Origin of the sequence: Mesorhizobium sp. M1307 (assembly GCF_040318155.1) — a bacterium.
Lineage (GTDB): Bacteria > Pseudomonadota > Alphaproteobacteria > Rhizobiales > Rhizobiaceae > Mesorhizobium.
In genome coordinates this window covers 41,270-64,978 of record NZ_JAMYLR010000020.1, presented here as the reverse complement: position 1 = coordinate 64,978, position 23,709 = coordinate 41,270, and the positions used below count along the sequence as shown (strand labels likewise).

The 23,709-nt window shown below is 64.1% G+C and carries 12 protein-coding genes and 1 pseudogene; 9 read left to right on the top strand and 4 right to left on the bottom strand.

All coding sequences use genetic code 11. The features are described 5' to 3' along the window. Positions 1-74: 74 nt before the first annotated feature. Together NKH16_RS21175 and NKH16_RS21170 are read right to left on the bottom strand one after the other, a co-directional pair. Complete coding sequence (locus tag NKH16_RS21175) at positions 75-6,125, bottom strand: translocation/assembly module TamB domain-containing protein (RefSeq protein ID WP_352747501.1); 6,051 nt, start codon at positions 6,123-6,125, stop codon at positions 75-77. Beyond that, positions 6,125-8,050 (bottom strand): autotransporter assembly complex protein TamA, encoded by a 1,926-nt coding sequence (locus tag NKH16_RS21170; RefSeq protein ID WP_352747498.1) that lies wholly within the window; start codon positions 8,048-8,050, stop codon positions 6,125-6,127. The genes NKH16_RS21175 and NKH16_RS21170 overlap by 1 nt, the downstream gene beginning before the upstream one ends. 273 nt (positions 8,051-8,323) lie before the next feature. Here NKH16_RS21170 and NKH16_RS21165 point away from each other — a divergent pair, with 273 nt between their 5' ends. The 7 genes from NKH16_RS21165 (at position 8,324) to NKH16_RS21135 (ending at position 21,016) form a co-directional block, all read left to right on the top strand. Next, on the top strand, positions 8,324-13,804 hold the full coding sequence (locus NKH16_RS21165; protein ID WP_352901646.1) for an alpha-2-macroglobulin family protein: 5,481 nt from the start codon (positions 8,324-8,326) through the stop codon (positions 13,802-13,804). Between the two features lie 214 nt (positions 13,805-14,018). Further along, positions 14,019-16,109 (top strand): penicillin-binding protein 1C, encoded by a 2,091-nt coding sequence (gene pbpC / locus NKH16_RS21160; protein ID WP_352747492.1) that lies wholly within the window; start codon positions 14,019-14,021, stop codon positions 16,107-16,109. A 54-nt stretch (positions 16,110-16,163) separates the two neighbouring features. Further along, positions 16,164-16,850 carry a M15 family metallopeptidase gene (locus NKH16_RS21155; protein WP_352901643.1) on the top strand — a complete coding sequence of 229 codons (687 nt, stop codon included), beginning with the start codon at positions 16,164-16,166 and terminating at the stop codon, positions 16,848-16,850. A 218-nt stretch (positions 16,851-17,068) separates the two neighbouring features. After that, positions 17,069-18,097: a sulfate ABC transporter substrate-binding protein gene (locus tag NKH16_RS21150; RefSeq protein WP_352901640.1), complete on the top strand. Its 1,029-nt coding sequence runs from the start codon at positions 17,069-17,071 to the stop codon at positions 18,095-18,097. Positions 18,098-18,115: 18 nt separating this feature from the next. Beyond that, a complete protein-coding gene (gene cysT / locus NKH16_RS21145) occupies positions 18,116-18,967 on the top strand; it encodes a sulfate ABC transporter permease subunit CysT (protein ID WP_352747487.1) in 852 nt (283 codons plus the stop codon). Beyond that, entirely contained in the window at positions 18,960-19,844 is an 885-nt protein-coding gene (gene cysW / locus NKH16_RS21140; protein ID WP_352621239.1) for a sulfate ABC transporter permease subunit CysW, read from the top strand. Before cysT ends, cysW begins: the two co-directional genes overlap by 8 nt. Positions 19,845-19,975: 131 nt before the next feature. Next, entirely contained in the window at positions 19,976-21,016 is a 1,041-nt protein-coding gene (locus NKH16_RS21135; protein ID WP_352647042.1) for a sulfate/molybdate ABC transporter ATP-binding protein, read from the top strand. Positions 21,017-21,030: 14 nt separating this feature from the next. Here NKH16_RS21135 and NKH16_RS21130 read toward each other — a convergent pair. Continuing rightward, positions 21,031-21,300, bottom strand: a pseudogene (locus NKH16_RS21130) (PIN domain-containing protein); the annotation flags it as partial. A 180-nt stretch (positions 21,301-21,480) separates the two neighbouring features. On the opposite strand from NKH16_RS21130, the gene NKH16_RS21125 reads away from it, so the two are divergent. Beyond that, a complete protein-coding gene (locus NKH16_RS21125) occupies positions 21,481-22,467 on the top strand; it encodes a sulfate ABC transporter substrate-binding protein (RefSeq protein WP_352748988.1) in 987 nt (328 codons plus the stop codon). Positions 22,468-22,714: 247 nt separating this feature from the next. Further along, positions 22,715-23,164, top strand: a complete 450-nt coding sequence (locus tag NKH16_RS21120) for an RrF2 family transcriptional regulator (protein ID WP_006202816.1) — start codon at positions 22,715-22,717, stop codon at positions 23,162-23,164. On the opposite strand, the gene NKH16_RS21115 is transcribed toward NKH16_RS21120, so the two are convergent. After that, complete coding sequence (locus tag NKH16_RS21115; RefSeq protein ID WP_352748985.1) at positions 23,161-23,706, bottom strand: gluconokinase; 546 nt, start codon at positions 23,704-23,706, stop codon at positions 23,161-23,163. The genes NKH16_RS21120 and NKH16_RS21115 overlap by 4 nt on opposite strands. Positions 23,707-23,709 lie beyond the last annotated feature (3 nt).

The window sequence follows — 23,709 nt, the reverse complement described above, 5'->3', positions numbered from 1 at the left end:
CAATTAAACTGGGACATTCGCCGCTGCGCCGCTCGTTCTTCAGGCAACCAGTTGTTCTGCGCGAACGGCCGGTTTCAATATTCCTGTTCGTAGAAAACACCGCCTTTGGCTTCGCCGGCGTCGGTTGCCTCGCCACGCAGCTTGACGCCGCGCCCAACGTCGAGATCGACGGTTGCCTTGCCCGAGCCCGGCCTGTCGCCCTTCTGGATCGTCACATAGGTGCGGTCGTTGAGATACTTGCCCGCCGAGACGGCGGTGCCGCCCTGTTCATCGGTGATTACGTCGAGATCGTCGACGCCGATTGCGCTGCGCAGGTTCTGCAGCAGGGAGGTCGAGCCGCCGACGCCGGCCAGTTGTCCGGCAGCCTCGGCAAGCTGCGCGATCTGCAGCGGCGACAGGTTCGACATCGAACGGCCGAAGATCAGCTGCGCCAGCACCTCGTCCTCCGGCAGCACCGGTACCGAGGAGAAGGTGAATTTCGGGTTGTTCGCCTCGCCCGACACCACGATGGTCACGGTGGCGCTGGTCGTCTTCGATTGCGCCGTGAGATTGAGGTAGGGCACCAGAGAGCCGGAAAAACCGACGGTGCCCTCGGTGAAGGTCAGCCGCTTTGCAAGGATCGTCAGCCGCCCGCGCCGCAAGGTGAAGGTGCCGACCGCCTGGGGTGACGACGCCGGACCTGTCAGCCGCAGCGAACCGCCGAGCTCGGCGTCGACGCCCCTGCCCTGGATGAAGATCTGGCTCGGCGCATTGACCGTGACGTCGAGGTTGAGGCCGCTGCCTCCACCGCCGCTGCTTGCTGCGGCCGGGCGCAACGCCTTGTCCTGTGCACGCACGGCTGGCGGCGCATTCTTGTGCTTGACGTTGAGCTCGGCCAGCGAGCCGGGTAGCCTTTCGGGTACGGTGATGACGGTCTTGGCCAGGTTGACGGTACCGGAAATCACCGGCGCGGAGGTGAGCGGTCCCTTGATGGTCAGGTCGCCGCCGAGATTGGCGGTGACCACCTTGCCGTCGGTATAGCGGCCATCGACGAGCTTGACCGACAGGTCGGCCGGAAAACCTTTTGCCGGATCGATGCCGACGGTGCCGCTGGCCGAAAGGCTGCCGCGTGTCGACAGCGTGCCGGTCAGGCGGTTGATCCTGGCCACGCCATTGCCGATAGCGACATCGGCAGTGATGTCGTTGATCGCAAGCCCCGATCGCGCATCGACCAGACGGGCGCCCGACGTGCGGACCGTGCCTGAGATCACCGGCGACGTCGCCGGGCCGCGCACCTGCACATCGACGTCGGCCGTGCCGCTCAAGGACAGGCCTTGCGCAGCGAGTGTCCTGGTGAGGAAGGCGAACGGCACCTTGCCGGAAAAGTTGAGATCAAGGGTGGGCCCGCCTGATGTCGTCATCGTGCCGCCGCCCTTGAGGCCGAGACCGGCGGCATCGCTCATGTTGGCGTCGAAGGTCAGCCTGTTGCCCGAATACGTACCTGAGGATGAGACGCCCATGCCGCCGAAACCTGCACCGCGGGTCTGCGACGTCTGAACGCCTGCGGCGTCGATCTTGAAGGCAACGGCCGGATTGGCCGGCGCCCCCGTCACCTTCACCGTGCCCGAGATGGAACCGGCGGCATCAAGGCCCGGCGAAAAACTGTTGGCTATCGAGATCGGGACGCGGGCCAGCGTCGCGTTGAGGTCGAACGCCTGCCCAGCCTTGCCCGTGACCGTCGCCGTGCCGCCGCCGAGGTTGAGCACCAGCCTGTCGAGGCTGGTCACTCCATTGGCGATGTTGATGGTCGAGGCCTGGGCAATGGCCGCCTTGATGCCGCGGATGGTCGCCTCGCCGGAGGCAAGTTCGACCGTCGTCGTGCCCTTGACCGCCTTGACCCGGCCGGCCGCCCTCAGCGGAATATCCTTGATGGTGGCGCCACCGGAAAAGCCGGTCCATTCGCCGTCGCGCTTGAGATCGACGTTGACGCCCCGAATAGCCGTGCCGCCGGAAGTTACGCTGTCGGCACGGATTTTGCCCGAGATCACCGGTGCCGCCAGATAGTTGGCGATCAGCGCATCGATGCTCACGGCCTTGGCCGAGACATCGCCGCGCGAGATCGAGGCCGTCGTCGCCTTGACGGCGACTTGCGGCACGGTGCCCGCCTTGGAGAAGGCGATCGTGCCGCGCACATCACCATCGGCCTTTTCCAGTGCCAGGGCCGCAAGCGGACCGATATCGGGCAGGTCGAGCGCCACGGTGCCGGCCGGCAGGAAGGCATCGTCGAGCGCCAGGTCGCCGGAGATACGGTTCTTGCCGAGCGACAGCAAAAGCCCGTTGATGGCGCGCTTGCCGTCCGATGTCGCCAGCACGGCGCTGCCCTGCAGCGACTGGCCCGCGACATTTCCGGTGAGTTGCACATTCGCAGCCGGGTTGGCCGCATCAGCCTTGCCGGTGGCGGTGAGCTTCAATCCGGTGATCTCACGCGCGGCCACCGAAAGCTTGTCGCTGTTGACAGTCAGCGACAGATCCGGCGCAGTGCTGGCGCCTTGCGCATTCAGCGCGAAAGAAATAGCGCCTCTGGCATCCTTGGACAGCAGCGAGACGTCGCCTAGTGCGCCTTTGACGTCGGCGCTGAGCTTGTTGTCGGCAAGGCTCGCCTGGCCGTCTGCCGTCAGCGAACCGGACGACAGCCTGACGGTATTGGCGGTGACATTGCCATTGGCGTCCCGCTTCAGCGCGGCACTGAATTGCGTTCGCTCGGCGAGCACGCCACGTACCGCCCCCGGCAGTGCCGCCGAGGCGGCGTCCGCCTTGACATTGAGGTCGATGGCGCCGTCGGCCAGCGAGACCCGCCCGTTGAAGCCGCTGTTCAACGCGTCGCTGGTCACCGTGCCGCTATCGATGACGATGGCATCGGCGGCAAGGCTGCCGGCGAGTTTGGCGGTGACCTTGCCGGCGATCAGCGGCGCGATAGTCGGATTGTCGAGGCCGATTTTTTCGGCAATCACGGTGCCGGAGATCGGCCCGCTCCGGGCTTTCACGTCAAAGCGATCGGAGTGCAGCGCAAGCGTGATGCCCTCGATCATAGCTAGATTGGTGGCGGCCGATGGCAGCGTCGCGGAAATGTCGAGCTTCGGCTGGGCGCCCTGCCCGGCCGCCGTTAGCGATATCGCCTGCAGCTCGAGCTTGATCGGGCTCTCCTTGCTGCCAAGCGACAACGGCAGGCTCGGACCGGTAGAGGCCAGGTCGAGCGAAAAATCGCTGGCACCGTTCGGATTGAGGGTGCCGGCTGCCTTGCCGGAGATTTTCTCGCCGGCAAGCGTCGCCTGCTCGATGGCCAGGCCGCTGGCCGACGAGAAACGGCCTGCCGCATCGAGATCCAGCGGCCCGAGCCCAGCCTGCCGGGTCTGGCTGGTTTCGGCGCCGCTGAGCCGGGCGGTGAAGCGAATATCTGGGGCAGCCGACGATCCGGTGACCTGCGCGGTGCCGCTGAGCGCGCCCACGGCATCGAGACCCGGTGAAAAATCATTGGCAAGCGCTGCCGGCACCGCCGACAAGGTGGCAGTGAGATCGAGCGTCTGGCCAGCCGTACCCGACACGGCAACCGAACCACCACCGACACCGAGCGCCAATTTCTCTATGCCCACCCTGCCATTGGCGATTGTCAGCGCTGATGGCTGCGCGACAGCTGCCTTGATGCCGCGGATGGCCGCCTCGCCCGAGGCAAGCTCGATGCTGGTGGTGCCGTTCGCAACCCTGACCCGCCCGGACGCGCTGGCCGGAATGCCGGCGACCGTGGCGCCGCCGCTAAAGCCGGTCCAGTCGCCATCGCGCTTCAGGTCGACATCGATGCCGCTGATCACCGTGGTTCCGGAGGTGATCGTGTCGGCCTTGATCTTGCCGGCGATTGCCGGTGCTTTGAGATAATTGGCGACCAGCGCGTTGACGGCGATTGTCTTCGCCGCCAGTTCGCCGCGCGAAATCACGGCGCTCGTCGCATCGATCGCGACCGTCGGCGCTCCGTTGTCGTTCGCAAAGCGGATGGTGCCGCGCACGTCGCCGGCGACCGACTGGCCTGCGAGTGCGGCCAGCGGAGCAATATCGGCGGCATCGAGGGTCAACGTGCCGAGCGGCAGCAGGTTGTCGTCGAGCCCGAGGTCGCCGGAGACCTTGTTGTCGGCTAACGAGACGGCAAGTCCATTGATGGAGCGCTTGCCGTCGGTTGTGACCAGCGATGCCTTGAGGTCGAGCGGCTGGTCGTCGACCGAGCCGGTCAGCGAGACATCGGCGGCGGGACTGGCGATATCGGCCTTGCCGCTCGCGCTCAGCTTGATCTGCTTCACCGCATGGCCGGACGCCGTCAGGCTGTCGCTGTTGGCCGAAACCGAGAAATCCGGTGCGCTGCGCGCGCCGCTTGCGGTAAGCCCGAAACCGACGGCGCCGCCGACCTTGGCGCCGACCAGCGGCGACAGCACCGACACGTCGCCCAGCGTACCCTTGATATCGGCCCGGATATCGGTGCCTTGCGCACTGGCGGTGCCGCTGGCGCTAAGCGTGCCCGAGGTGAGTTGCAATGCGTTGGCGGCGAACGCACCGTCCGGGTCGCGTGTCGCGGTTGCGGAAAACTGCACGCGCTCGCCGAGAACCGAGCTGATTTGCGGCGGCAGCGCCGTCGAAGCCGCGTCGGCATTCATCTTGAGCGTCATCGACAGATCGGCAAGCGCCACTGTGGCTGTTACGGACGCATTGAGCGCGTCGCTGCGTAGCGTGCCGTCGTCGACGACAATCTGTTCCTTGCTGACGGAGCCGTCGAAACCGGCGCTGACCCTGCCCGTTACCAGCGGCGCCAAAGTCGCGACGTCGGTGTTCAGGCCGGCCGCCGTCAGCTTGATGGTGACCGGCCCGCTACGGTTCTGGATGTCGAAACCATCGGAATGCACTTGCCCGATCAGGTCGTCCACCCGCGTGCCGCCCGCCACCACCGAGATCAGCGACGCGCCAATATCCACCATCGGCGCCTTGCCATCGCCGAAAGCGCGGGCCGTGGCATCCTTGATTGCCACGGTTATCGGTTGCGCCTCGCTGCCGAGGCTGAGCACGATCGGCGGCCCCTTTGCGGCGAGCTTCACCGAAAGGTCGCTGGCGCCGTTCGGATCGACAATGCCGGCGGCGGTCGCGTGCAAGGCGCCGCTGTCGATATTGGCGCGCTCGACATCGACGCCGCCGGCCGCGGTCGCCGTGCCGGCGAGGTCGAAGGTGGTCTTGCCGGCAAACAGCGGTTTCAGGGTTTCGGGCAGGAAGCGCTCGAATTCGCCATCGCCATTGGCCTCGACATAATGACCCTTGTCGGTGAGCTGATGGCGACCGGTAAGCTGGGTGACGATCCGGCCGTCGACAACGAAGGTCCCGATGCCATTCCAGTTGGCGAGCGGTCCGGTGCCGGAAACGACAATGTTGACCGGCGGCGCGCCCGGCAGGTTGAGCAGGTTGGCGATGATGCCGCCGGCCGGCTCGGATGCCTTAAGGTCGAGGTCGAGCTTGTTGTCGGCCGGCGCGAAATGGGCTTTGGCGTCGACCGTGCCTTGCTTACCGTCGTGGCGAACGATGTTGAGGTTGGTCTCGATCGCCAATGGTGAGGCGTCCGCCTTGAGCGCTCCCTTGGCTGCAAGTTCGGCGACACCGCTGCCGGCCAGAGCCTGCCCGAGCGCGATTTCGGGAAGGTCGAGTTGCCTGACGTCGATGGAAACCGGCAGCGTCGTCGCTCCGCTTTGGCTCGACTGTGTATTGGCCACCGGCAGCCTTGCCAACTCGATACGCTCGGCCCCAATGCGATCGGCGCTGAAGCTCTTCGACAGGAGTGCCAGCGGCGACCAGTCGATGGCCACGTTGCGCGCCACCATCCAGGCGCCTTCGCGATCCTCCAGAACGACATGATCGACCCTCAGCGCGCCCGACCAGATACCGTCGATGCCGACGACAGTGACCTTGCGATCACCGGTCGAGGCCATGGTCGAGATGATGCCGGCAAGGTTTTCGCGGCCGCGCTCGGTTTTGGTCAGCACGACGAGCGCCCCCACCGCCGCTGCCACGACGATGAGCAGCGTGTAGAAAAGGATACGGAGGATGCGCCTGAATATTGCCATCAGAATGCCTGGCCGATGCCGGCATAAATGCCGAAATGAGGATCGTCGGGGCCGCGGTTGAGCGGCACCGCCGCGTCGACGCGCAGCGGCCCGAACGCCGTCAGATAGCGCAAGCCTACACCCGCGCCGACCTTCATGTCCGAAAAATCGGGGACCTGCCTGGTCGACACCGTGCCGGCATCGACGAACGGCACGACGCCGATCTTGTCGGTGACGGCGATGCGCATCTCGACCGAGGTCTCGAAGAAGGAAAGCCCGCCGATCGGCTCTCCATTGCTGTCCTTCGGGCCGATGCCTTGATAGGCATAGCCGCGCACCGAACCGCCGCCGCCTGAGTAGAAGCGTCGATCTGCCGGAACATCTTGAAGACTGGCGCCGATGATAGAGCCGATGGCGACACGTTCGGCGAAAACGAATTTCGAGGTCGAATCGAGTGACTGGTAGGCCGACCCCTCGCCCTTCAGCTTGACAAACGCAGCCCCGCTCAAAATGTCGTAGCTCGGCTCGCCATAGGCCAGCACCCTGAAGCCCCGGGTCGGATTGAGCTTGCTGTCGCGATTGTCGTAGACATATTGCAGTGGAATGCTGGCGATCAGATAGGTGTGCTTGCCGAAAGCGTCGTGGATCCTCGAATAATCCAGCGCGACTTGCGCGGAAACCGTCTGCTTCTTGTCGAGTTCGTAGGATAGGCCGGTGCTGCCCTTGACCGAGAAATGGTCGTAGGCGTCGGGGTGCTCCAGCACAGTATTGACGCTGGCAATGAATTTCGACGCCGGCCCGACCACGCCCGGCTTTTCGAACATGACGCCGGCATTGTAATTGAGCTGGGTCAAGTCGTTGCTGCCGATGCCGCTGATCTTGCCGTCGATGCGCAGCTTTTCGGCGCGGCCAAACAGATTGCGATGCCCCCAATAGCCTTCGAGGCCCAGCCCTTCGGTGTTTGAGAAGCTGCCGCCAATGCCGAAATAGCGCGGCTTGCGTTCGCTTACCTGGACACCGATCGGGATGTTGCCCTCGGCGTCGAGGGCGTCGGCTTCCTTCACCGTCACGCTGTTGAAGACCTCGAGCCCGAGCAGCCGGTCGCGCGCATCGTCGATCTCATCGGGCGAATATTGGCGCCCGCGCTTAAGGCCGGTCATATATTCGGTGAAGTCGCGGTCGACCTTTTCCGTGCCCTCGACAGTGGTGTCGCCATAGCCGGCGACCGGGCCGGCCGCGACGGCAAGCGTCACGTCGAGCGTCGAACCGGCGTGCTCGGCGACGATCTCGCGGCCCGTCACCTTGGCCAGCGGCCTGCCTTCTTGCTTGAGTGCCCGCACGATCGCCGCCTCGGCCTTGAGCACGGCGCCCGAACTGGCGTCACCGCCGGCGATCAGGCCGAAATCGGCACTTGCCAGCCCCGCCGCATCGCCTTCCAGTCTGATGTTGCCAAGCGTGAATTTCGGCCCGGCTGCTATGCTTATCACCACCGGTATCGGCTGCGGACCCGAAAATTCGGCATCGGGCGGCAGATCGTCGAGCGGTTTGCCTTGGATCGTGATAGTGACCACACCCTCGTAGCGCGCGTCAGCGTAGAGTGCGGCAACAAGTTGCTCACGGTCACTGCGCGCCTTGGCCAGCAGGCCGAGAGAACCGGATACCGGGTGTTCCTCGTCGGCCTTCAGCGCCGAGGCGTTTTCGAGCTTCTCGGCGAGATCCTTGTCGGCGTCCGGCGCCTCGATCGTCACCGCATAGCGCAGCGGGTCGACGATATCGGCATCTTCGTCTTTGGATCCCCACAGCTTGATGCCGAAAATCTCGAAGGCTGCCGCACTTCCGGTTTCGGCAACAAGTGCAGTAGAGCACAACAATGCGAAAAGCAGGGCGCGCGAAAGCGCGCGCCGTGGCGCGGTTCCTCCCGACATCTGCCTTTCATACGCCGGCATTTCGCTCCTAGCCTAGCTCACAAACCTAAAATTGGAATGAAGTTCTGAAGCACTCGTAAAGGGGCCACAATCCAATTGCTGAAATAGACAGGGCTTGGAACTCACACCTTCTGCGTCGCCGCAAGAAAGCGTGATCCCCTGTCCTATGGAGCTACTACCGGTCACCGGCCGGAAAGCAAACCGTTGGCAGGCGGATCCTGCCGCGTCCCGATGTTGACAAGCGCGACTGAAGCTTGAAGATTTCTGGACGTAAGCACTTGTCTGGAGGGGTTTATGGCAATGCGCGCGGCTCGTGGTCTATCAATTCTTTTCCTTCTCTTTTTTGCCTGGAGCGGTGTCGCGCAAGCGGCCGAAGCCCGGCCGGTGGTGACATCGGACAATTCCGACTATTTCGGTTTCGATCTCAGATCCGACCAGAATGTCAGCCTCGACCAGTGCAAGACCACCTGCCTCGGCGACCCGGCCTGCCGCGCCTTCACCTACAACCTCAAGGCCAAATGGTGCTTCCTTAAATCCGATTACAATTCGTTGAAACCCTTCGGCGGCGCCGTCGCCGGCAAGATCGTCAACATCGATGGCGATCCCGACATCGGCGCGCCACCCGAACTCGCCTTCTTCCCCAACTGGATGGCCGACCAGGCCCAGCAATACCGCAACAAGCTCACCGGCCCGACCTACACCAAGCCGACCGAGGGGCTGACGGCGCTGAGGGCCGCCGCCGAACAGTCGGCGCTGACGGGCGACCATCGCTCGGCCATGCACAAATACGAAGCGGCGGTTTCGGTGTTGCCTGATGATGGCCAGCTCTGGCTCGAGCTGGCGCGCGAAACGCTTGCCGTCCATCCGACCGCCAACAGCTCGGAGCCGTCGACCCTACCGGCGAACGCCACTTCCGCCGCCTTCAACGCCTACAAATTGCTGCGCACCACCAAGACGCGCGCCGACGTGCTGGCGCTGCTCGGGGACGGCCTTGATCGCCGCGATCTCTACAGGCCGGCCCTGCAGGCCTACGAGGCGAGCCTCGCTCTCGTCAATTCGCCGGCAGTCAGGGCCGCCTATCAGGATCTCAAGGCCCGCAAGGGCTTCCGCGTCATCGATCATACCGTCGATGCCGACACCAGCGCGCCACGCATCTGCGCGCAGTTCTCCGAGGAACTGGTCAAGACCGGCGTCGACTACTCGCAGTTCGTTACTGTCGACAACGCCGCTCCCAAGGGCGTCGAAGCCAAGGACAAGCAGATCTGCGTCGAAGGACTCGAGCACGGCCAACATTATGACGTGACCTTCCGCGCCGGCTTGCCGGCCGCCATTGGCGAGGTCACCGCGGCACCGGTGGTCCTGTCGATCTACGTGCAGGACCGCGCGCCTTCGGCCCGCTTCACCGGCGACAGCTTCGTGCTGCCCGCCGGCGCACGCCGCGGCATACCGGTCGTCACCGTCAACATGAATGCCGCCGAAATGAAGCTCTTCCGCATCGGCGACCGCTCGCTGGCCCAGCTTCTTTCGGGATATCAGTTCCTGCGCCAGCTTGACGGCTACGACATTTCGAACATCTCCGAACAGATGGGCGAGCCGGTCTGGCAAGGCCAGCTCGACATCGCCAACGACCTCAACAAGGAAGTCACCACCTCCTTCCCAATCGACGAGGCTTTGCCGAAGCGCAAGCCCGGCGTCTATGTGCTGACCGCACAAACCGTCAACGATCGCAGCGACGACTATGATTCGCACGCCACGCAATGGTTCGTCGTCTCCGATATCGGCCTGTCGACCTATACCGGACAGGATGGGCTGAACGTCTTTGCCCGTTCGCTCGCAACCGCCAAGCCGATCGCCGGCGCCGAGCTGACGCTGCTGGCCAGGAACAATGAAATCCTCGGCACCGCGACCACCGACGCGGAAGGGCGGGCGGTGTTCAATCCCGGCCTGACGCGCGGCGACAGCGGCATGGCCCCGGCCGTGCTGATGGCCAAACAGGGCGACGACGATTTCGTCTTCCTCGATATGGGCCGTGCCGGCTTCGACCTGTCCGACCGTGGCGTCGCCGGACGGCCGGCACCTGGCGCGCTCGACGTCTATGCCTGGACCGAGCGCGGCATCTACCGAGCCGGCGAGGACGTCCATGTCGCAGCCCTTGCCCGCGACAGTGCCGCCAAGGCGGTCGAGAACCTGCCGCTGACCTTCATCTTCTCGCGGCCCGACGGCGTCGAGGACCGCCGCATCGTCAGCGACGGCGCATCGGCCGGCGGTCACGCGGTCGACCTGCCGCTGGAACCCAACGCCATGCGCGGCACCTGGACGGTGGCGATCCATACCGATCCCAAGCAGGCGGCGGTCGCCAGCCAGATGTTCCTGGTCGAGGACTTCGTACCGGACCGCATCGAGTTCGACCTGTCCTCCGACAAGCAGGAGATCGCGCAGGGCGAGACCGCCAACATTACCGTCGACGGCCGCTTTCTCTACGGCGCGCCGGCCGCGGGCCTCGCGCTCGAAGGCGAATTGACGCTGTCGACCGGCCGCGACTGGGATCGCTTCAAAGGCTATTCCTTCGGTCTGGCCGACGAACAGTCGGCGGAACCGACGGTGACGCCCTTCACCGGCCTGCCGGTGGTCGGCGAAGACGGCAAGGCGACCTTCCCGGTCTCCGTCGATCAATTGCCATCCACCACCAAGCTGGTCGATGCCAAGGTCACTGTCAGGATGCGTGAAACCGGCGGCCGTGCCGTCGAGCGCTCGCTGAATATCGGCATCCGCCCGCAGGGCCACATGATCGGCATCCGCCCGGATTTCGACGACGACGAGGTGCCGCAAGGCGGCACGGCCAAGTTCAGCCTGATCGCTGTCGACCCAGACGGCAAGCGTGAGGCGCTGAAGGGCGCGCAGTGGTCGCTGGTCAAGGTCGAGCGTAGCTACCAGTGGTACCGCTCGAGCAACTCCTGGAACTATGAGCCGGTCACCTTCACCAAGGCGGTGGCCAACGGCCAGGTCCACCTGAGCGCCGATGGCGAGGCGACGGTGTCGCTGCCGGTCGACTGGGGCCGCTACCGGCTTGAGATCGAGACAGCGGATCCGGAAGGCCCGGCCACCAGCTACGAGTTCGACGCCGGCTGGTATGTCAGTTCCACCACCACCGAAACGCCCGACGGCCTCGAGATCGCCCTCGACAAGGATACCTATGCGGCGGGTGAAGTGGCCAAGCTCAAAGTGTCGCCGCACTTTGCCGGCGAGCTGCTCGTCACCATCGGCGCCGACAAGCTCCTGAAGACCGTCACCGCCAGCGTGCCGGCCGGCGGCAGCACCGTCGACATCCCGGTCGGCGACGACTGGGGTGCCGGCGCCTACGTCACGGCAACGCTGTTCAGGCCGGGCGATGCGCAAGAGACACGCATGCCGGCGCGCGCCATCGGCGTCAAATGGCTGAAGCTCGATCCCGGCTCGCGGAAGCTTGCCGTCAGCTTGGCGCCGCCGGACAAGACCATGCCGCGCCAGCAGCTGTCGATCCCGGTCGCCGTAGCCGGCGTGCAGCCCGGCACCAACGCCTATGTCATGGTCGCCGCCGTCGACGTCGGCATCCTCAACCTGACCAACTACAAGGTACCGGATCCGGAGAACTGGTTCTTTGGCCAGCGCATGCTCGGTCTCGAGGTTCGCGACATCTATGGCCGGCTGATCGACGGCTCGCTGGGCACAACCGGTAAGCTGCGCACCGGCGGCGACGGCGCCAACATGCAATCGCAAGGCAGTCCGCCGACCGAAAAGCTGGTCGCCTTCTTCTCCGGCCCGGTCCAGCTCGACTCCGACGGCAAGGCGCGGATCGACTTCGACATACCGCAGTTCAACGGCACCGTGCGCGTCATGGCCGTCGCCTGGACAAAGGAAGCAGTCGGCCATGCCCAGTCCGACGTCATCGTTCGCGATCCGGTGGTGATCACCGCCGGCCTGCCGCGATTCCTGGCTCCCGGCGATTCCGCCGTCATGCGGCTCGACGTCGCCGACACGGACGGCCCCGCTGGCGACTACAAGCTGACCATCGACACGACGGGCGACCTGTCTACCGGCAGTGCCGCCTTGCCTGAAAAGCTGACGCTGGCCAAAGGCAAGCGGCAGACGCTGACCGTGCCATTGATTGCGCAGACCGCGGGCAACGCCTCGATCACCATCAAGCTTGCGCATGCCGACGGCACCGCCGTCGAGCAGACGCTCTATGTGCCGGTGCGCCCGGCGCAACTGCCGGTGACCACCCGCATGGTCGTCGACCTCAAGGGCAATGGCGGCGCGCTGCGCGTCGACAAGGAACTGCTGGCGGCAAGCTTGCTCGATGGCGCTTCGGTCAGCGTCGGCGTTTCGCAGGCGGCTGCCTTCGACGTACCGTCGCTGCTGATGACGCTCGACCGCTATCCCTATGGTTGCGCCGAACAGACCACCAGCCGCGCCATGCCGCTTCTCTACGTCAACGAGATGGCTTCCGGCATCGGCATGGCCAGCGACCCCGATCTGCATGGCCGCGTCCAGGACGCCATCTACAAGGTGCTGAGCTATCAGGCCTCGGCCGGCAGCTTCGGCCTGTGGGGTCCGGGTTCCGGCGATCTGTGGCTCGATGCCTATGTCACCGATTTCCTCACCCGGGCGCGCGAGCAGAAATACGACGTACCGGCCCTGGCGATGAACCAGGCGCTGAGCAATCTGCAGAACGCGATCGGCTACGATCAGGACGTCCAGGATCGCGGCAGCGAGATCGCCTATGCGCTCTATGTGCTTGCCCGCAACAAAAAGGCCTCGGTCGGCGATCTGCGTTATTATGCCGACACCCAGCTCGAAGCCTTTACCAGCCCGATGGCCGTCGCCCAATTGGCGGCGTCTCTCGCCCTCTACGGTGACACCCAGCGCTCGGAGGCAACCTTCCAGGCCGCGCTGCAACTGGCCAAGTCGACGCCCGAATATGACTATTACCGGTCCGACTATGGCTCGCCACTGCGCGACGGCGCGGCGATCCTGGCGCTTGCCGCGGAAAGCAAGCCGGTGCCTACCATCGTGCCGGCGCTGATCCAACTAGTAACCAGGGAACGCGCCGACGCCAGGTGGACCAGCACACAGGACGAGTCCTGGATGCTGCTGGCGGCCCGCGCGCTGAAGGCCGGCAATGATTCGATCGCGCTGACCGTCAACGGCGCACCGCATGCCGGCGGCTATTCGGACCAGATCGCCGGTGGCGACCTGGCCGACAGTCCGCTCACCATCGTCAACACCGGCAGAAATCCGCTGCAGGCGGTCGTCACCACCGTGGCCTCGCCGATCCAGCCTCTGCCGGCCGGCGGCAACGGCTTTACCATCAGCCGTACCTACTACAAGCTAGACGGCACAGAGGCCAACGTGACGGAGGTCAAGCAGAACGAACGCTATGTCGTCGTGCTCAAGGTTTACGAGCAGAACACCTGGCCTTCGCGACTGCTGATCACCGACCTGTTGCCGGCCGGCTTCGAGATCGACAATCCGGGCCTGGTCTCCAGCGCCCAATTGACGAACTTCTCCTGGCTGGCGCAGACCGATGCCGCCCATCTCGAATTCCGCGACGACCGTTTCGTCGCGGCGTTCAATCCCAACGACGGCGACGGCGACCGCAACATCACACTCGCCTACGTCGTGCGCGCGGTGACGCCGGGCACCTACGCCCACCCGGCGGCAACGATCAAGGACATGTACCGGCCGCAATATTCGGCCCGCACCGCCACCGGCATGATGGAGATCAAGGCGCCGTAAGGCAAAAAATGGCGGATAGGAATATGGCGATGGCGCTGCCCCTCATTGCCCTGCCGGGCATTTCTCCCCGTATAGAGACGGGGAGAAAGAGCCATGCGCCGAAGTTTTCGCCGAACTTTAACGTCGCAGAAAAGGCGCCAAGGGTCGCGACAGCCCCCTTCTCCCCGTCACTAAACGGGGAGAAGATGCCGGCAGGCGGATGAGGGGCGGCGCCATGCTCTCCAGAAAATTCCTGCGCCGAGCGGCCATCACGGGCATTTCCTTGGCCGGTCTCGCTGCAATCACCGCCGCCGCCCTCTGGCAGCTCGACCGCGCTTTTCCGCCGCCGCTGCCGGCTGCTTTGGCGGTCTCGACCGAGGTGCAGGACCGAGACGGCCAGCTGCTGCGCGCCTTCGCTACGCCGGATGGCTACTGGCGGCTCGCTACCAGCCTGGACCAGGTCGACAAGCAGTTCGTCGACATGCTGGTCACCTATGAGGACAAGCGTTTCTGGGATCATCAAGGCGTCGACGTGCTGGCACTGGCGCGTGCCGCCGGCCAGTTCGCGACCAGCGGCCATATCGTCTCCGGTGGTTCGACGCTGCCGATGCAACTCGCCCGGCTGATCGAACCGCGCGACAGCCGCAGCCTCGGCTCGAAGATCAAGCAGATGCTGCGCGCCCTCCAGATCGAACGGCGGCTTTCCAAGCGCGAGATCCTCGAACGCTATCTGACGCTGGCGCCCTATGGCGGCAATCTCGAAGGTGTGCGCGCCGCTTCGCTTGCCTATTTCGGCAAGGAGCCGAAACGGCTGACGGTCTCGGAGGCGGCCCTGCTCGTCGCTTTGCCGCAATTGCCGGAAAAGCGGCGCCCTGACCGCAACCTCGACGTCGCCCATGCCGCCCGCGACCGCGTGCTGACCCGCATGGTCTCGGCAGGCCTGCTCGGCGAACGTGAGGCCGCGCGTGCCGCGCTCGACGATGTGTCGGGGCTGCGGCGGACCTTGCCGGCGCTCGCTGCCCATGCGGCCTATACGATGCTGTCCCAGACCATTCCCGGCCAGAAGCTGCAACTGACGATCCGCAAGAGTGTCCAGGAAGGGCTGGAGCAGGTGGCCAAGGATGCGGCCGCCAGGCTCGGCCCTCGCCTCTCGGTGGCCATGGTGCTGGCCGATGCCCGCACCGGCGATATTCTTGGCGAGGTCGGCTCGGCCGATTTCTTCGATGCCAGCCGTTCGGGCTGGATCGACATGACCAAGGTCGTTCGTTCGCCTGGCTCGACGCTGAAGCCGTTCATCTACGGCCTCGCCTTCGAACAAGGCCTGGTGGCGCAGGAGATGCTGATCGAGGACAGCCCAGCGGATTTCTCCGGGTATCGGCCGAAGAACTTCGACATGGGCTATCAGGGCGATGTCAGCATCAGGCAGGCGCTGCAATTGTCGCTCAACGTGCCGGCGATCCGCGTGCTCGACGCGGTCGGCCCGGCCCGGCTGATGGCACGCTTTCGCCAGGCCGATGTGACCCCTATCCTGCCCGTCAACGAAGCGCCCGGCCTGGCGATCGGCCTCGGCGGCGTCGGGGTGACCCTGCGCGACCTGGTCCAACTCTATGCCGGCCTTGCCAATGGCGGCAAGGCACACACGCTGCATGACGGCACCGAGCCGGCGAATGCCGAACGCTCGACCACCACCATCCTCGACGGGCAGGCGACCTGGCAGATCACCGACATCCTGTCAGGCGTCAAGCCTCCCCAGGGTGCCGCCCAACGCGGCATCGCCTACAAGACCGGCACCTCCTACGGCTATCGCGACGCCTGGTCGGTCGGCTTCGACGGCCGCTACGTGCTCGGCGTCTGGGTCGGCCGCCCCGACGCCGGCGCGGTGCCCGGCCTGTCCGGCTATGTCTCGGCTGCGCCCATCCTGTTCGAAGGTTTTGCCCGTTCCAGCCTGGCCGCCGTACCGCTGCCGAGCCAGCCGTCCGGCGTCCGGCGTCCGAAGCGCGAGGAGCTGCCGGTGACGCTGACGCGCTTCGGCGCCGGCGCCGATGGGCTGGTACAGGCGACGCCGAGCGAACCTGCACCAACCATCATCTTTCCGCCCGACGGCGCTCGCGTCGATCTCGGCACTTCCTCGGCCGACGCCTCGCCGCTGGTGCTCAAGCTGCAAGGCGGCCGCGCACCATTCCGCTGGCTGGCCAACGGCAAGCCGCTGGTCGGCATCGACCGGCGGCGCACCGCGACCTGGCAGCCGGACGGCGCCGGCTATTCGACCCTAACCGTGATCGACGCGGCGGGACGCGCGGCCAGTGTGAAGGTTTTCGTCGAGTGAAAGTTTCCCTTGAATAATTTCTGGCAGGTGATTCAGGGGATTGGATTTTACGTCTTGCTTTCGGCCGCCGGTATTTCCTCGGCGTCTGCTGACGCGCTGCCCGCCAGCTTTGTTCGGCTAGCCGACATCGATCCCAATATCCGGCAGGATATCCGCTATGCCCGCCTCGAAAATTTCCTGCATCGCAAGGTAAGCGGCTACGATGCGCCGGTATGCGTCCTCACCAGGCAAGCGGCGCAAGCGCTTTCGGCAGTGCAGAAAGCGATTGCCGCCGAACGACTGACGCTGGTCGTGTTCGACTGCTATCGCCCTGCGCGGGCTGTCTCCGACATGCGTGAATGGACAAAAACGAGCGGGCCACCGGACCCGCAATGGTACCCAAAGGTCAAGCGCAAGGATCTCATCGCCAAGGGCTATATCGGCGAACTGTCCACCCATTCGCGCGGATCGACGGTCGATGTCGCGATCGCGCGAGCCGACCGCAAGAGCGCTCCGAAACCGGCCTGCGGCGCGACCGATGCCGACACGCTCGATTTCGGCACGGGTTTCGACTGTTTCGATCCAGCGAGCGAAACGGCTCACCGACCGATAGCCCGTGAAGCGGCGGCTAACCGCAAAAGACTTGTCGAGGCGATGCGTGCCCGCGGCTTCAAGAATTACGCCCGCGAATGGTGGCACTTCACGCTGGAGAACGAGCCGTTTCCAAAAGAGCGCTTCAACTTTCCCGTTACCGCCGAATAGCCGGCCGAAACCTTCGGGCGCGACGCAGCCATTGCCGAAGAGCTAGCCGTCTCTAGATAATCGCGTCGGGAGCGCGATCATGGTCCATGCGGGAAAATAGTTTCTCGCATCGCCGAAACTAGGCGAAAAATTGCTTCAATAGGCCAAAAAAGGCAACATTGAATGCATCTAAATTCTATCAATTCGGTAGATTTGGCGCGAGTTCAACGGAGGCGGAAATGACCAAACCTCATTTCAGGAAACTGCTCGGCGCACTGGTCGCCACGTCTGTCCAGTTCGGCACGCTCGGTTTCGCGTTTGCCGACACCACGATTCTCAACGTGTCCTATGATCCGACGCGTGAGCTCTACAAGCAATTCGACGAGGCCTTCACCGCCCACTGGAAGGCCGAGACAGGCGAGACGGTCACCGTCCAGCAATCGCATGGCGGGTCGGGCGCGCAGGCGCGCGCCGTGATCGACGGGCTCGACGCCGACGTGGTGACGCTGGCGCTCGAAGGCGATATCAACGCCATTGTCTCGAAAGCGAAGAGGATCAATCCCGACTGGCGGACGAAATTCGAAAACAATTCGGCGCCCTACACCTCGACCATCATCTTTCTCGTCCGCAAGGGAAACCCCAAGGGCATCCATGACTGGGGCGATCTGGTCAAGGACGACGTCCAGGTGATCACGCCGAATCCCAAGACCTCCGGTGGTGCGCGCTGGAACTATCTCGCCGCCTGGGCCTACGCCAGCGCCAAGGATGGCGGCGACGAGGCCAAGACCAAGGAATTCGTCGGCAATCTCTATGCGCATGTCCCGGTTCTCGATACCGGTGCGCGCGGCGCAACCGTGACCTTCGCGCAAAAAGGGCTGGGCGACGTGCTGCTCGCCTGGGAAAACGAGGCCTATCTGGCGCTCGACGAGTTCGGCGCCGACAATTTCGATATCGTCTACCCGCCGACCTCGATCCTGGCCGAGCCGCCGGTCGCCGTGGTCGACGCTAATGTCGACGCCAAAGGCACGCGGAAAGTTGCCGAAGCTTATCTGAACTATCTCTATTCCAAGGAAGGCCAGACGCTCATCGCCAAAAACCATTATCGCCCTTCGAAGCCCGAGTTGGTGCCGGCGGAGGACTTGGCCAAGCTGCCTGAGATCAAGCTGATCACCATCGACGACCCGCTTTTTGGCGGCTGGAAGAAGGCACAGCCTTATCATTTCGGCGATGGTGGTATATTCGACCAGATCTACAAGCCGGCCCAGTAGCATTTAGATCAGGACGACATGACCACAGCACCCGCCAAGGCGAGGTGGCGATTCAGGCAGCCGAGCGTCATTCCGGGTTTCGGATTGACGCTCGGCTTCTCGCTTGCCTACCTCACCCTCATCATCCTCATCCCCCTGTCCGGGCTGATCTGGCGCTCGGCGGCGCTCGGCTGGACCGACTTCTGGGCGATCGTCACCGACCGCCGCACCATCAACGCGCTTGAAATCAGCTTCGGCACCGCCTTCGTTGCCGCCGCCGTCAACGTCGTCTTCGGCACGATCGTCGCGTGGGTGCTGGTGCGCTACAGCTTTCCAGGCCGCCGCATCGCCGATGCCATGGTCGACCTGCCCTTCGCGCTGCCGACGGCGGTTGCCGGCATCGCGCTGACCACGCTTTACGCACCGAATGGCTGGATCGGAAGCCTGCTGACGCCGCTCGGCATTAAGGTCGCGTATACGCCGCTCGGCATCGTCATCGCGCTGATCTTCATCGGTCTGCCCTTCGTCGTGCGCACCGTGCAGCCGATCATGGAGGAGATCGACAAGGAGGTAGAAGAAGTGGCCGCCACGCTCGGCGCCAATCGCTTCCAGATCATCAGCCGCGTTCTACTACCCGGACTGGCGCCTGCCATCGTCACCGGTTTCGCGCTGGCCTTCGCGCGCGGCGTCGGCGAGTACGGTTCCGTCATCTTTATCGCCGGCAACCTGCCGTTCAAATCCGAGATCGCGCCGCTTCTGATCGTCATCCGGCTGGAGGAATATAATTACGCCGCGGCGACCGCGATAGCGGCGATCATGCTGGCGCTGTCCTTCGTCATGCTGCTGGTCATCAACCTGGTGCAGACCTGGAGCCGCAAGCGCTATGGCTGACCCGGAGATCAAATCCTACGCGCCGCACCATGAAAGCCAGTCGCCGGCGGTGACCGAGAGCCGCACGGCGAGAACCGTGCTGATGATAGTGACCTTTGCCTTCCTCGGCATTTTCCTGCTCCTGCCGCTGATCATCGTCTTCAAGGAAGCTTTCGCCAAAGGTATCGAGGCCTACACACAGGCGCTGAGCGAACCGGACACGCGCTCGGCGATCCGCCTGACGCTTCTGGTCGCGGCGATCTCGGTGCCGCTCAACATCGTCTTCGGTATTTCCGCCGCCTGGGCGATCGCCAAGTTCGAGTTCAAGGGCAAGGCGTTCCTGACCACACTGATCGACCTGCCGTTTTCGGTCTCCCCGGTCATTTCCGGCCTGGTCTATGTACTTCTGTTCGGCGCGCAAGGCCTGCTCGGCGCCTGGCTCAAGGCGCATGGCATCGTCATCCTGTTTGCCGTGCCGGGCATCGTGCTGGCCACCGTCTTCGTCACCTTCCCCTTCGTCGCCCGCGAATTGATCCCGCTGATGCAGGAACAGGGCAATGGCGACGAGGAGGCTGCCCTGTCGCTCGGGGCCAACGGCTGGCAGGCGTTCTGGTACGTGACATTGCCCAACGTCAAATGGGGATTGCTCTACGGCGTGTTGCTGTGCAATGCCCGTGCCATGGGCGAGTTCGGCGCGGTCTCGGTCGTGTCGGGCCACATACGCGGGCTAACCAACACCATGCCGCTGCATGTTGAAATCCTTTATAACGAGTACAATGCCGCCGCCGCCTTTGCCGTCGCTTCGCTGCTTGCCGGCCTGGCGCTCGTCACGCTGGTCTTGAAAACACTTCTCGAGATGCGCTACGGCGCCGAGATCGCCGCGACGCGCGGACACTGACAAATGCATGTCGCCCAAAAGTGTGTAGCGGTTTTTGGACAACGACATGCATAAAACAAAGATTTGATGTCGCCCAAAAGTGGGAACCGGTTTTGGGATAACGGCATGCATCAACTACAAAAGGGATTTGCATGGAAGTTCGCGTTGCCAACGTGCGCAAGGAGTTTGAGCGGTTTCCGGCCCTCCGCGACGTTTCGCTCGACATCAAGTCGGGAGAACTGATCGCCCTGCTGGGACCTTCCGGTTCCGGCAAGACGACGCTGCTCAGGCTGATTGCCGGCTTGGAGCGGCCGACCCGCGGAAAGATCTTCTTCGGCGAAGAGGATGCCTCTCAAAAGTCGATTCAGGAGCGCAATGTCGGCTTCGTCTTCCAGCACTACGCGCTGTTTCGCCATATGACGGTCGCCGACAATATCGGCTTCGGACTCAAGGTCCGGCACGGGCCGTCACGCCCGTCGGCGAAGGAAATCCGCCGCCGCGCCTCGGAACTCCTCAACCTCGTTCAGCTTTCCGGTCTGGAAAAACGCTATCCGGCACAGCTTTCGGGCGGCCAGCGCCAGCGCGTGGCGCTGGCCCGCGCCATGGCGATCGAACCGGCCGTGCTTTTGCTCGACGAGCCGTTCGGCGCGCTCGATGCGCAGGTGCGCCGCGAACTGCGCCGCTGGCTGCGCGACATCCACGACGCCACCGGCCACACCACGGTCTTCGTCACCCATGACCAGGAAGAGGCGCTGGAGCTTGCCGACCGCGTCGTGGTGATGAGCCAGGGCCGCATCGAGCAGGTCGGCACCGCCGACGAAATCTACGACACTCCGAACTCGCCCTTCGTCTACGGCTTCATCGGCGAATCGAGTTCGCTTCCGGTCAAGGTCGAGGACGGCCAGGTCTGGATCGCGGACCGGCCGATCGGGCTTTCCGCGCCGCACGCACCGCAAGGCGAAGCGACGCTGTTCTTTCGCCCGCACGACGTCGATCTGGTGGAAGAATGCAACGGCTGCATCGCCGGCACGGTCGCCGCCAGCCGCCGCGTCGCCGGCACCAGGCGGGTCGAGCTCGAAATCGGCGGCGAACGTCAGCGGGTCGAGATCGAATTGCCCGTCGATCATCCGGCGGCGCAGAAAAGTCGCGTGGCTTTTAGGCCGCGGCGCTGGAAGCTTTTTCCGGCTGCTTGATCCTCTATCAGGCGCTACACCAGCCAGTTCTCGACCTTCAGGCCTTTGATCCGGTTGAACTCCCTGGTATTGGCGGTCACCAGGGTAGTTCCCAGCGTACAGGCGTGGGCAGCAATAAAAAGGTCATTTTGGCCGATGGTCTGGCCCCTGCCTTCCAGTTCTGCGCGAATCGCGCCGTGCTCGGCATCCACCGGCACATCGAGCGGCAAGACGGGTATCTCAGCCAGCAATTCCTCGACCTTCTTGTGCAACTTGGCTGATCTTTTCTTGACGCAACGCCGACGGCATCGGCGCCGCTGCCAAGCTGTCCTGAGACTCTGCTTGAAAGAAAAAACTAGAAATCGCCCACAGCGGGAATATTTCTTCTATCGACAACGTGGAGCGGCCGCTCTGCGTGCCTCGTCGCGCACGATGCCTTGCCGCTATGGTCCGGCATTAAGCTCATGGCATTGGAGCCTGTTTTCATGAAGCGATTTTTGCTTGGCGTCGCCACATTGGCCGGCCTGGTCCTCGCATCCTCCCAAGCCTGGTCGGCCGACAGATTGCTCAATGCTTCCTATGATGTCGGCCGCGAACTGTTTGCGCAGGTCAACAAGGCGTTCGTCGCCGGCCACCCCAGCGTCACCATCGATCAGTCGCATGCCGGAACCTCGGCACAAGCACGCGCCATCGCCGAAGGCCTCGGCGCCGACGTGGTCACGTTCAACCAGGTCATCGACATCGACTTCCTGGTCAAGAAGGGCCTCATCTCCGCCGACTGGCAGAAGGACTTTCCCGACAACGCCTCGCCATTCTATTCGCTGCCCTCCTTCCTGGTGCGCGCCGGCAATCCGAAGCACATCAAGGATTGGAACGACCTCGTGCGCGACGATGTCCAGGTGATCTTCCCCAATCCGAAAACCTCGGGCAATGCGCGCTACACCTATCTTGCGGCCACCGCCTACGCCAAGGAAGCTTTCAAGGACGACGACGCCAAGGTGAAGGAGTTCGTCACCAAGCTGTTCAACAACGTGCCGGTGTTCGACAGCGGCGGGCGCGCCGCGACCACCACTTTCGTGCAGCGCGAAATCGGCGACGTACTCATCACCTTCGAGTCGGAAACGCGCGGCGTCCGCAAGGAGTATGGCGAGGACAAGTTCGAGCAGGTAACGCCTTCGGTCAGCCTGTTGGCGGAATTTCCGGTGGCGATCGTCGACACCGTTGCAGACGAGCATGGCACGCGCGATCTCGCCAAGACCTATCTCGACTTCCTCTATACGCCGGAGGGCCAGGACATCGCCGCCCGCAACGGCCTGCGGGCCCGGGACGCGGCGGTCGCCGCCAAATATAAGGCTGAGTTTCCCGATGTCCGTCTGCTGACGGTGGAGGACGTCTTCGGCGGCTGGGCCAAGGTCCAGGCCGAGCACTTTGCAGCGGACGGCCTGCTCGACCAGACTTATGGCAGCCGCTGAGGCGATCTTCCAACTTTGACAGAAGCCGGCTTTGCCGGCTTCTTTGCTTTCGCGCCGCGAAAGGTGATTTCTGGCACTTTCCGGGCGCATTCCGTCCAAAACGTTACAAAGAATCAACGCGTTTGTGCCTACCGTGAGAACGGACGGCTTGTTTTCGCGAACGGCTTCGCGTGATCAAACCGTCATGATTTGCACACAAACAGCCGCCAGACGCGGGTGGTTGGGGCTTCATGGGTTGACTCGGGGCATGCTTACCAAAAAAGGCAAATACGGCCTCAAGGCCCTCGTGCATCTGTCGGGCCTGCCGGTCGGCCAGCTCGCATTCGTCAACGACATTGCGGTCGCCAATAACATCCCCAAGAAATTCCTGGATGCCATCCTGGGCGAGTTGCGTAACGCCGGCTTCGTCCAGAGCCGCAAGGGCAAGGAAGGCGGTTACCGCCTTGCCCGGCCGGCTTCCGAGATCAAGATCGGCCATGTCGTGCGTGTCCTCGACGGGCCGCTGGCGCCGATCCCCTGCGCCAGCCGCACGCAATACCAGCGCTGCGAGGATTGCGACGAGGCGACCTGCCAGGTTCGGCACATGATGCTGGAGGTCCGGCAGGCGATCGCCGAGGTGCTGGACAACCGCAGCCTTGCGGCCATGCGCGACGCCGACAATGACGATTTCCCAGTCGAACTGACGTCGCAAATCTAGCGCGCAAGCAGGCTCAAGGCAGTCGCGACGGTGTCGGCGACCGGACGCGTGCCATCCAAGGTTATCGCCGCCTCGTCCGCCGCTGGCGCCTCGAGCGTGGCGAACTGGCTGTCGACCAGGCTTGCCGGCATGAAATGGCCCTTGCGATTGCCGACGCGCTGTTTTGCTGTTGCCGGGTCGATTTCCCGGTAAACGAAGACGACATCCGGGCAAAAGCCGCGCAGGCGATCACGATAACTGCGCTTCAGCGCCGAGCAGGCGGCGACCACACCTTGCCCGCTTGCGACCGACGCGGCCATCCGCTGGCCGATCGCGTCGAGCCAGCCTTCGCGCAACGCGTCGGCGAGCGGCTGGCCGCTCGCCATGCGCGCGACGTTTTCGGGCGGATGCAGCCTGTCGCCTTCGATAAAGACGGCGCCCAATGCCGCTGCAAGCGCTTCGCCGACAACCGACTTGCCGCAGCCGGCAACGCCCATCACCACGATGGCGGGTGTCGTTCGAACAGTGCTCGCCGGCTTATATGCCACGTCTTTACCGGTCATGCA

What these genes read in the sequence shown, in the direction of transcription:
- NKH16_RS21175 (WP_352747501.1), bottom strand. Translation starts at nt 6,125, where the DNA reads ATGGCAATATTCAGGCGCATCCTCCGTATCCTTTTCTACACGCTGCTC.
- NKH16_RS21170 (WP_352747498.1), bottom strand. Translation starts at nt 8,050, where the DNA reads ATGCCGGCGTATGAAAGGCAGATGTCGGGAGGAACCGCGCCACGGCGC.
- NKH16_RS21165 (WP_352901646.1), top strand. Translation starts at nt 8,324, where the DNA reads ATGGCAATGCGCGCGGCTCGTGGTCTATCAATTCTTTTCCTTCTCTTT.
- pbpC (WP_352747492.1), top strand. Translation starts at nt 14,019, where the DNA reads ATGCTCTCCAGAAAATTCCTGCGCCGAGCGGCCATCACGGGCATTTCC.
- NKH16_RS21150 (WP_352901640.1), top strand. Translation starts at nt 17,069, where the DNA reads ATGACCAAACCTCATTTCAGGAAACTGCTCGGCGCACTGGTCGCCACG.
- cysT (WP_352747487.1), top strand. Translation starts at nt 18,116, where the DNA reads ATGACCACAGCACCCGCCAAGGCGAGGTGGCGATTCAGGCAGCCGAGC.
- cysW (WP_352621239.1), top strand. Translation starts at nt 18,960, where the DNA reads ATGGCTGACCCGGAGATCAAATCCTACGCGCCGCACCATGAAAGCCAG.
- NKH16_RS21135 (WP_352647042.1), top strand. Translation starts at nt 19,976, where the DNA reads ATGGAAGTTCGCGTTGCCAACGTGCGCAAGGAGTTTGAGCGGTTTCCG.
- NKH16_RS21125 (WP_352748988.1), top strand. Translation starts at nt 21,481, where the DNA reads ATGAAGCGATTTTTGCTTGGCGTCGCCACATTGGCCGGCCTGGTCCTC.
- NKH16_RS21120 (WP_006202816.1), top strand. Translation starts at nt 22,715, where the DNA reads ATGCTTACCAAAAAAGGCAAATACGGCCTCAAGGCCCTCGTGCATCTG.
- NKH16_RS21115 (WP_352748985.1), bottom strand. Translation starts at nt 23,706, where the DNA reads ATGACCGGTAAAGACGTGGCATATAAGCCGGCGAGCACTGTTCGAACG.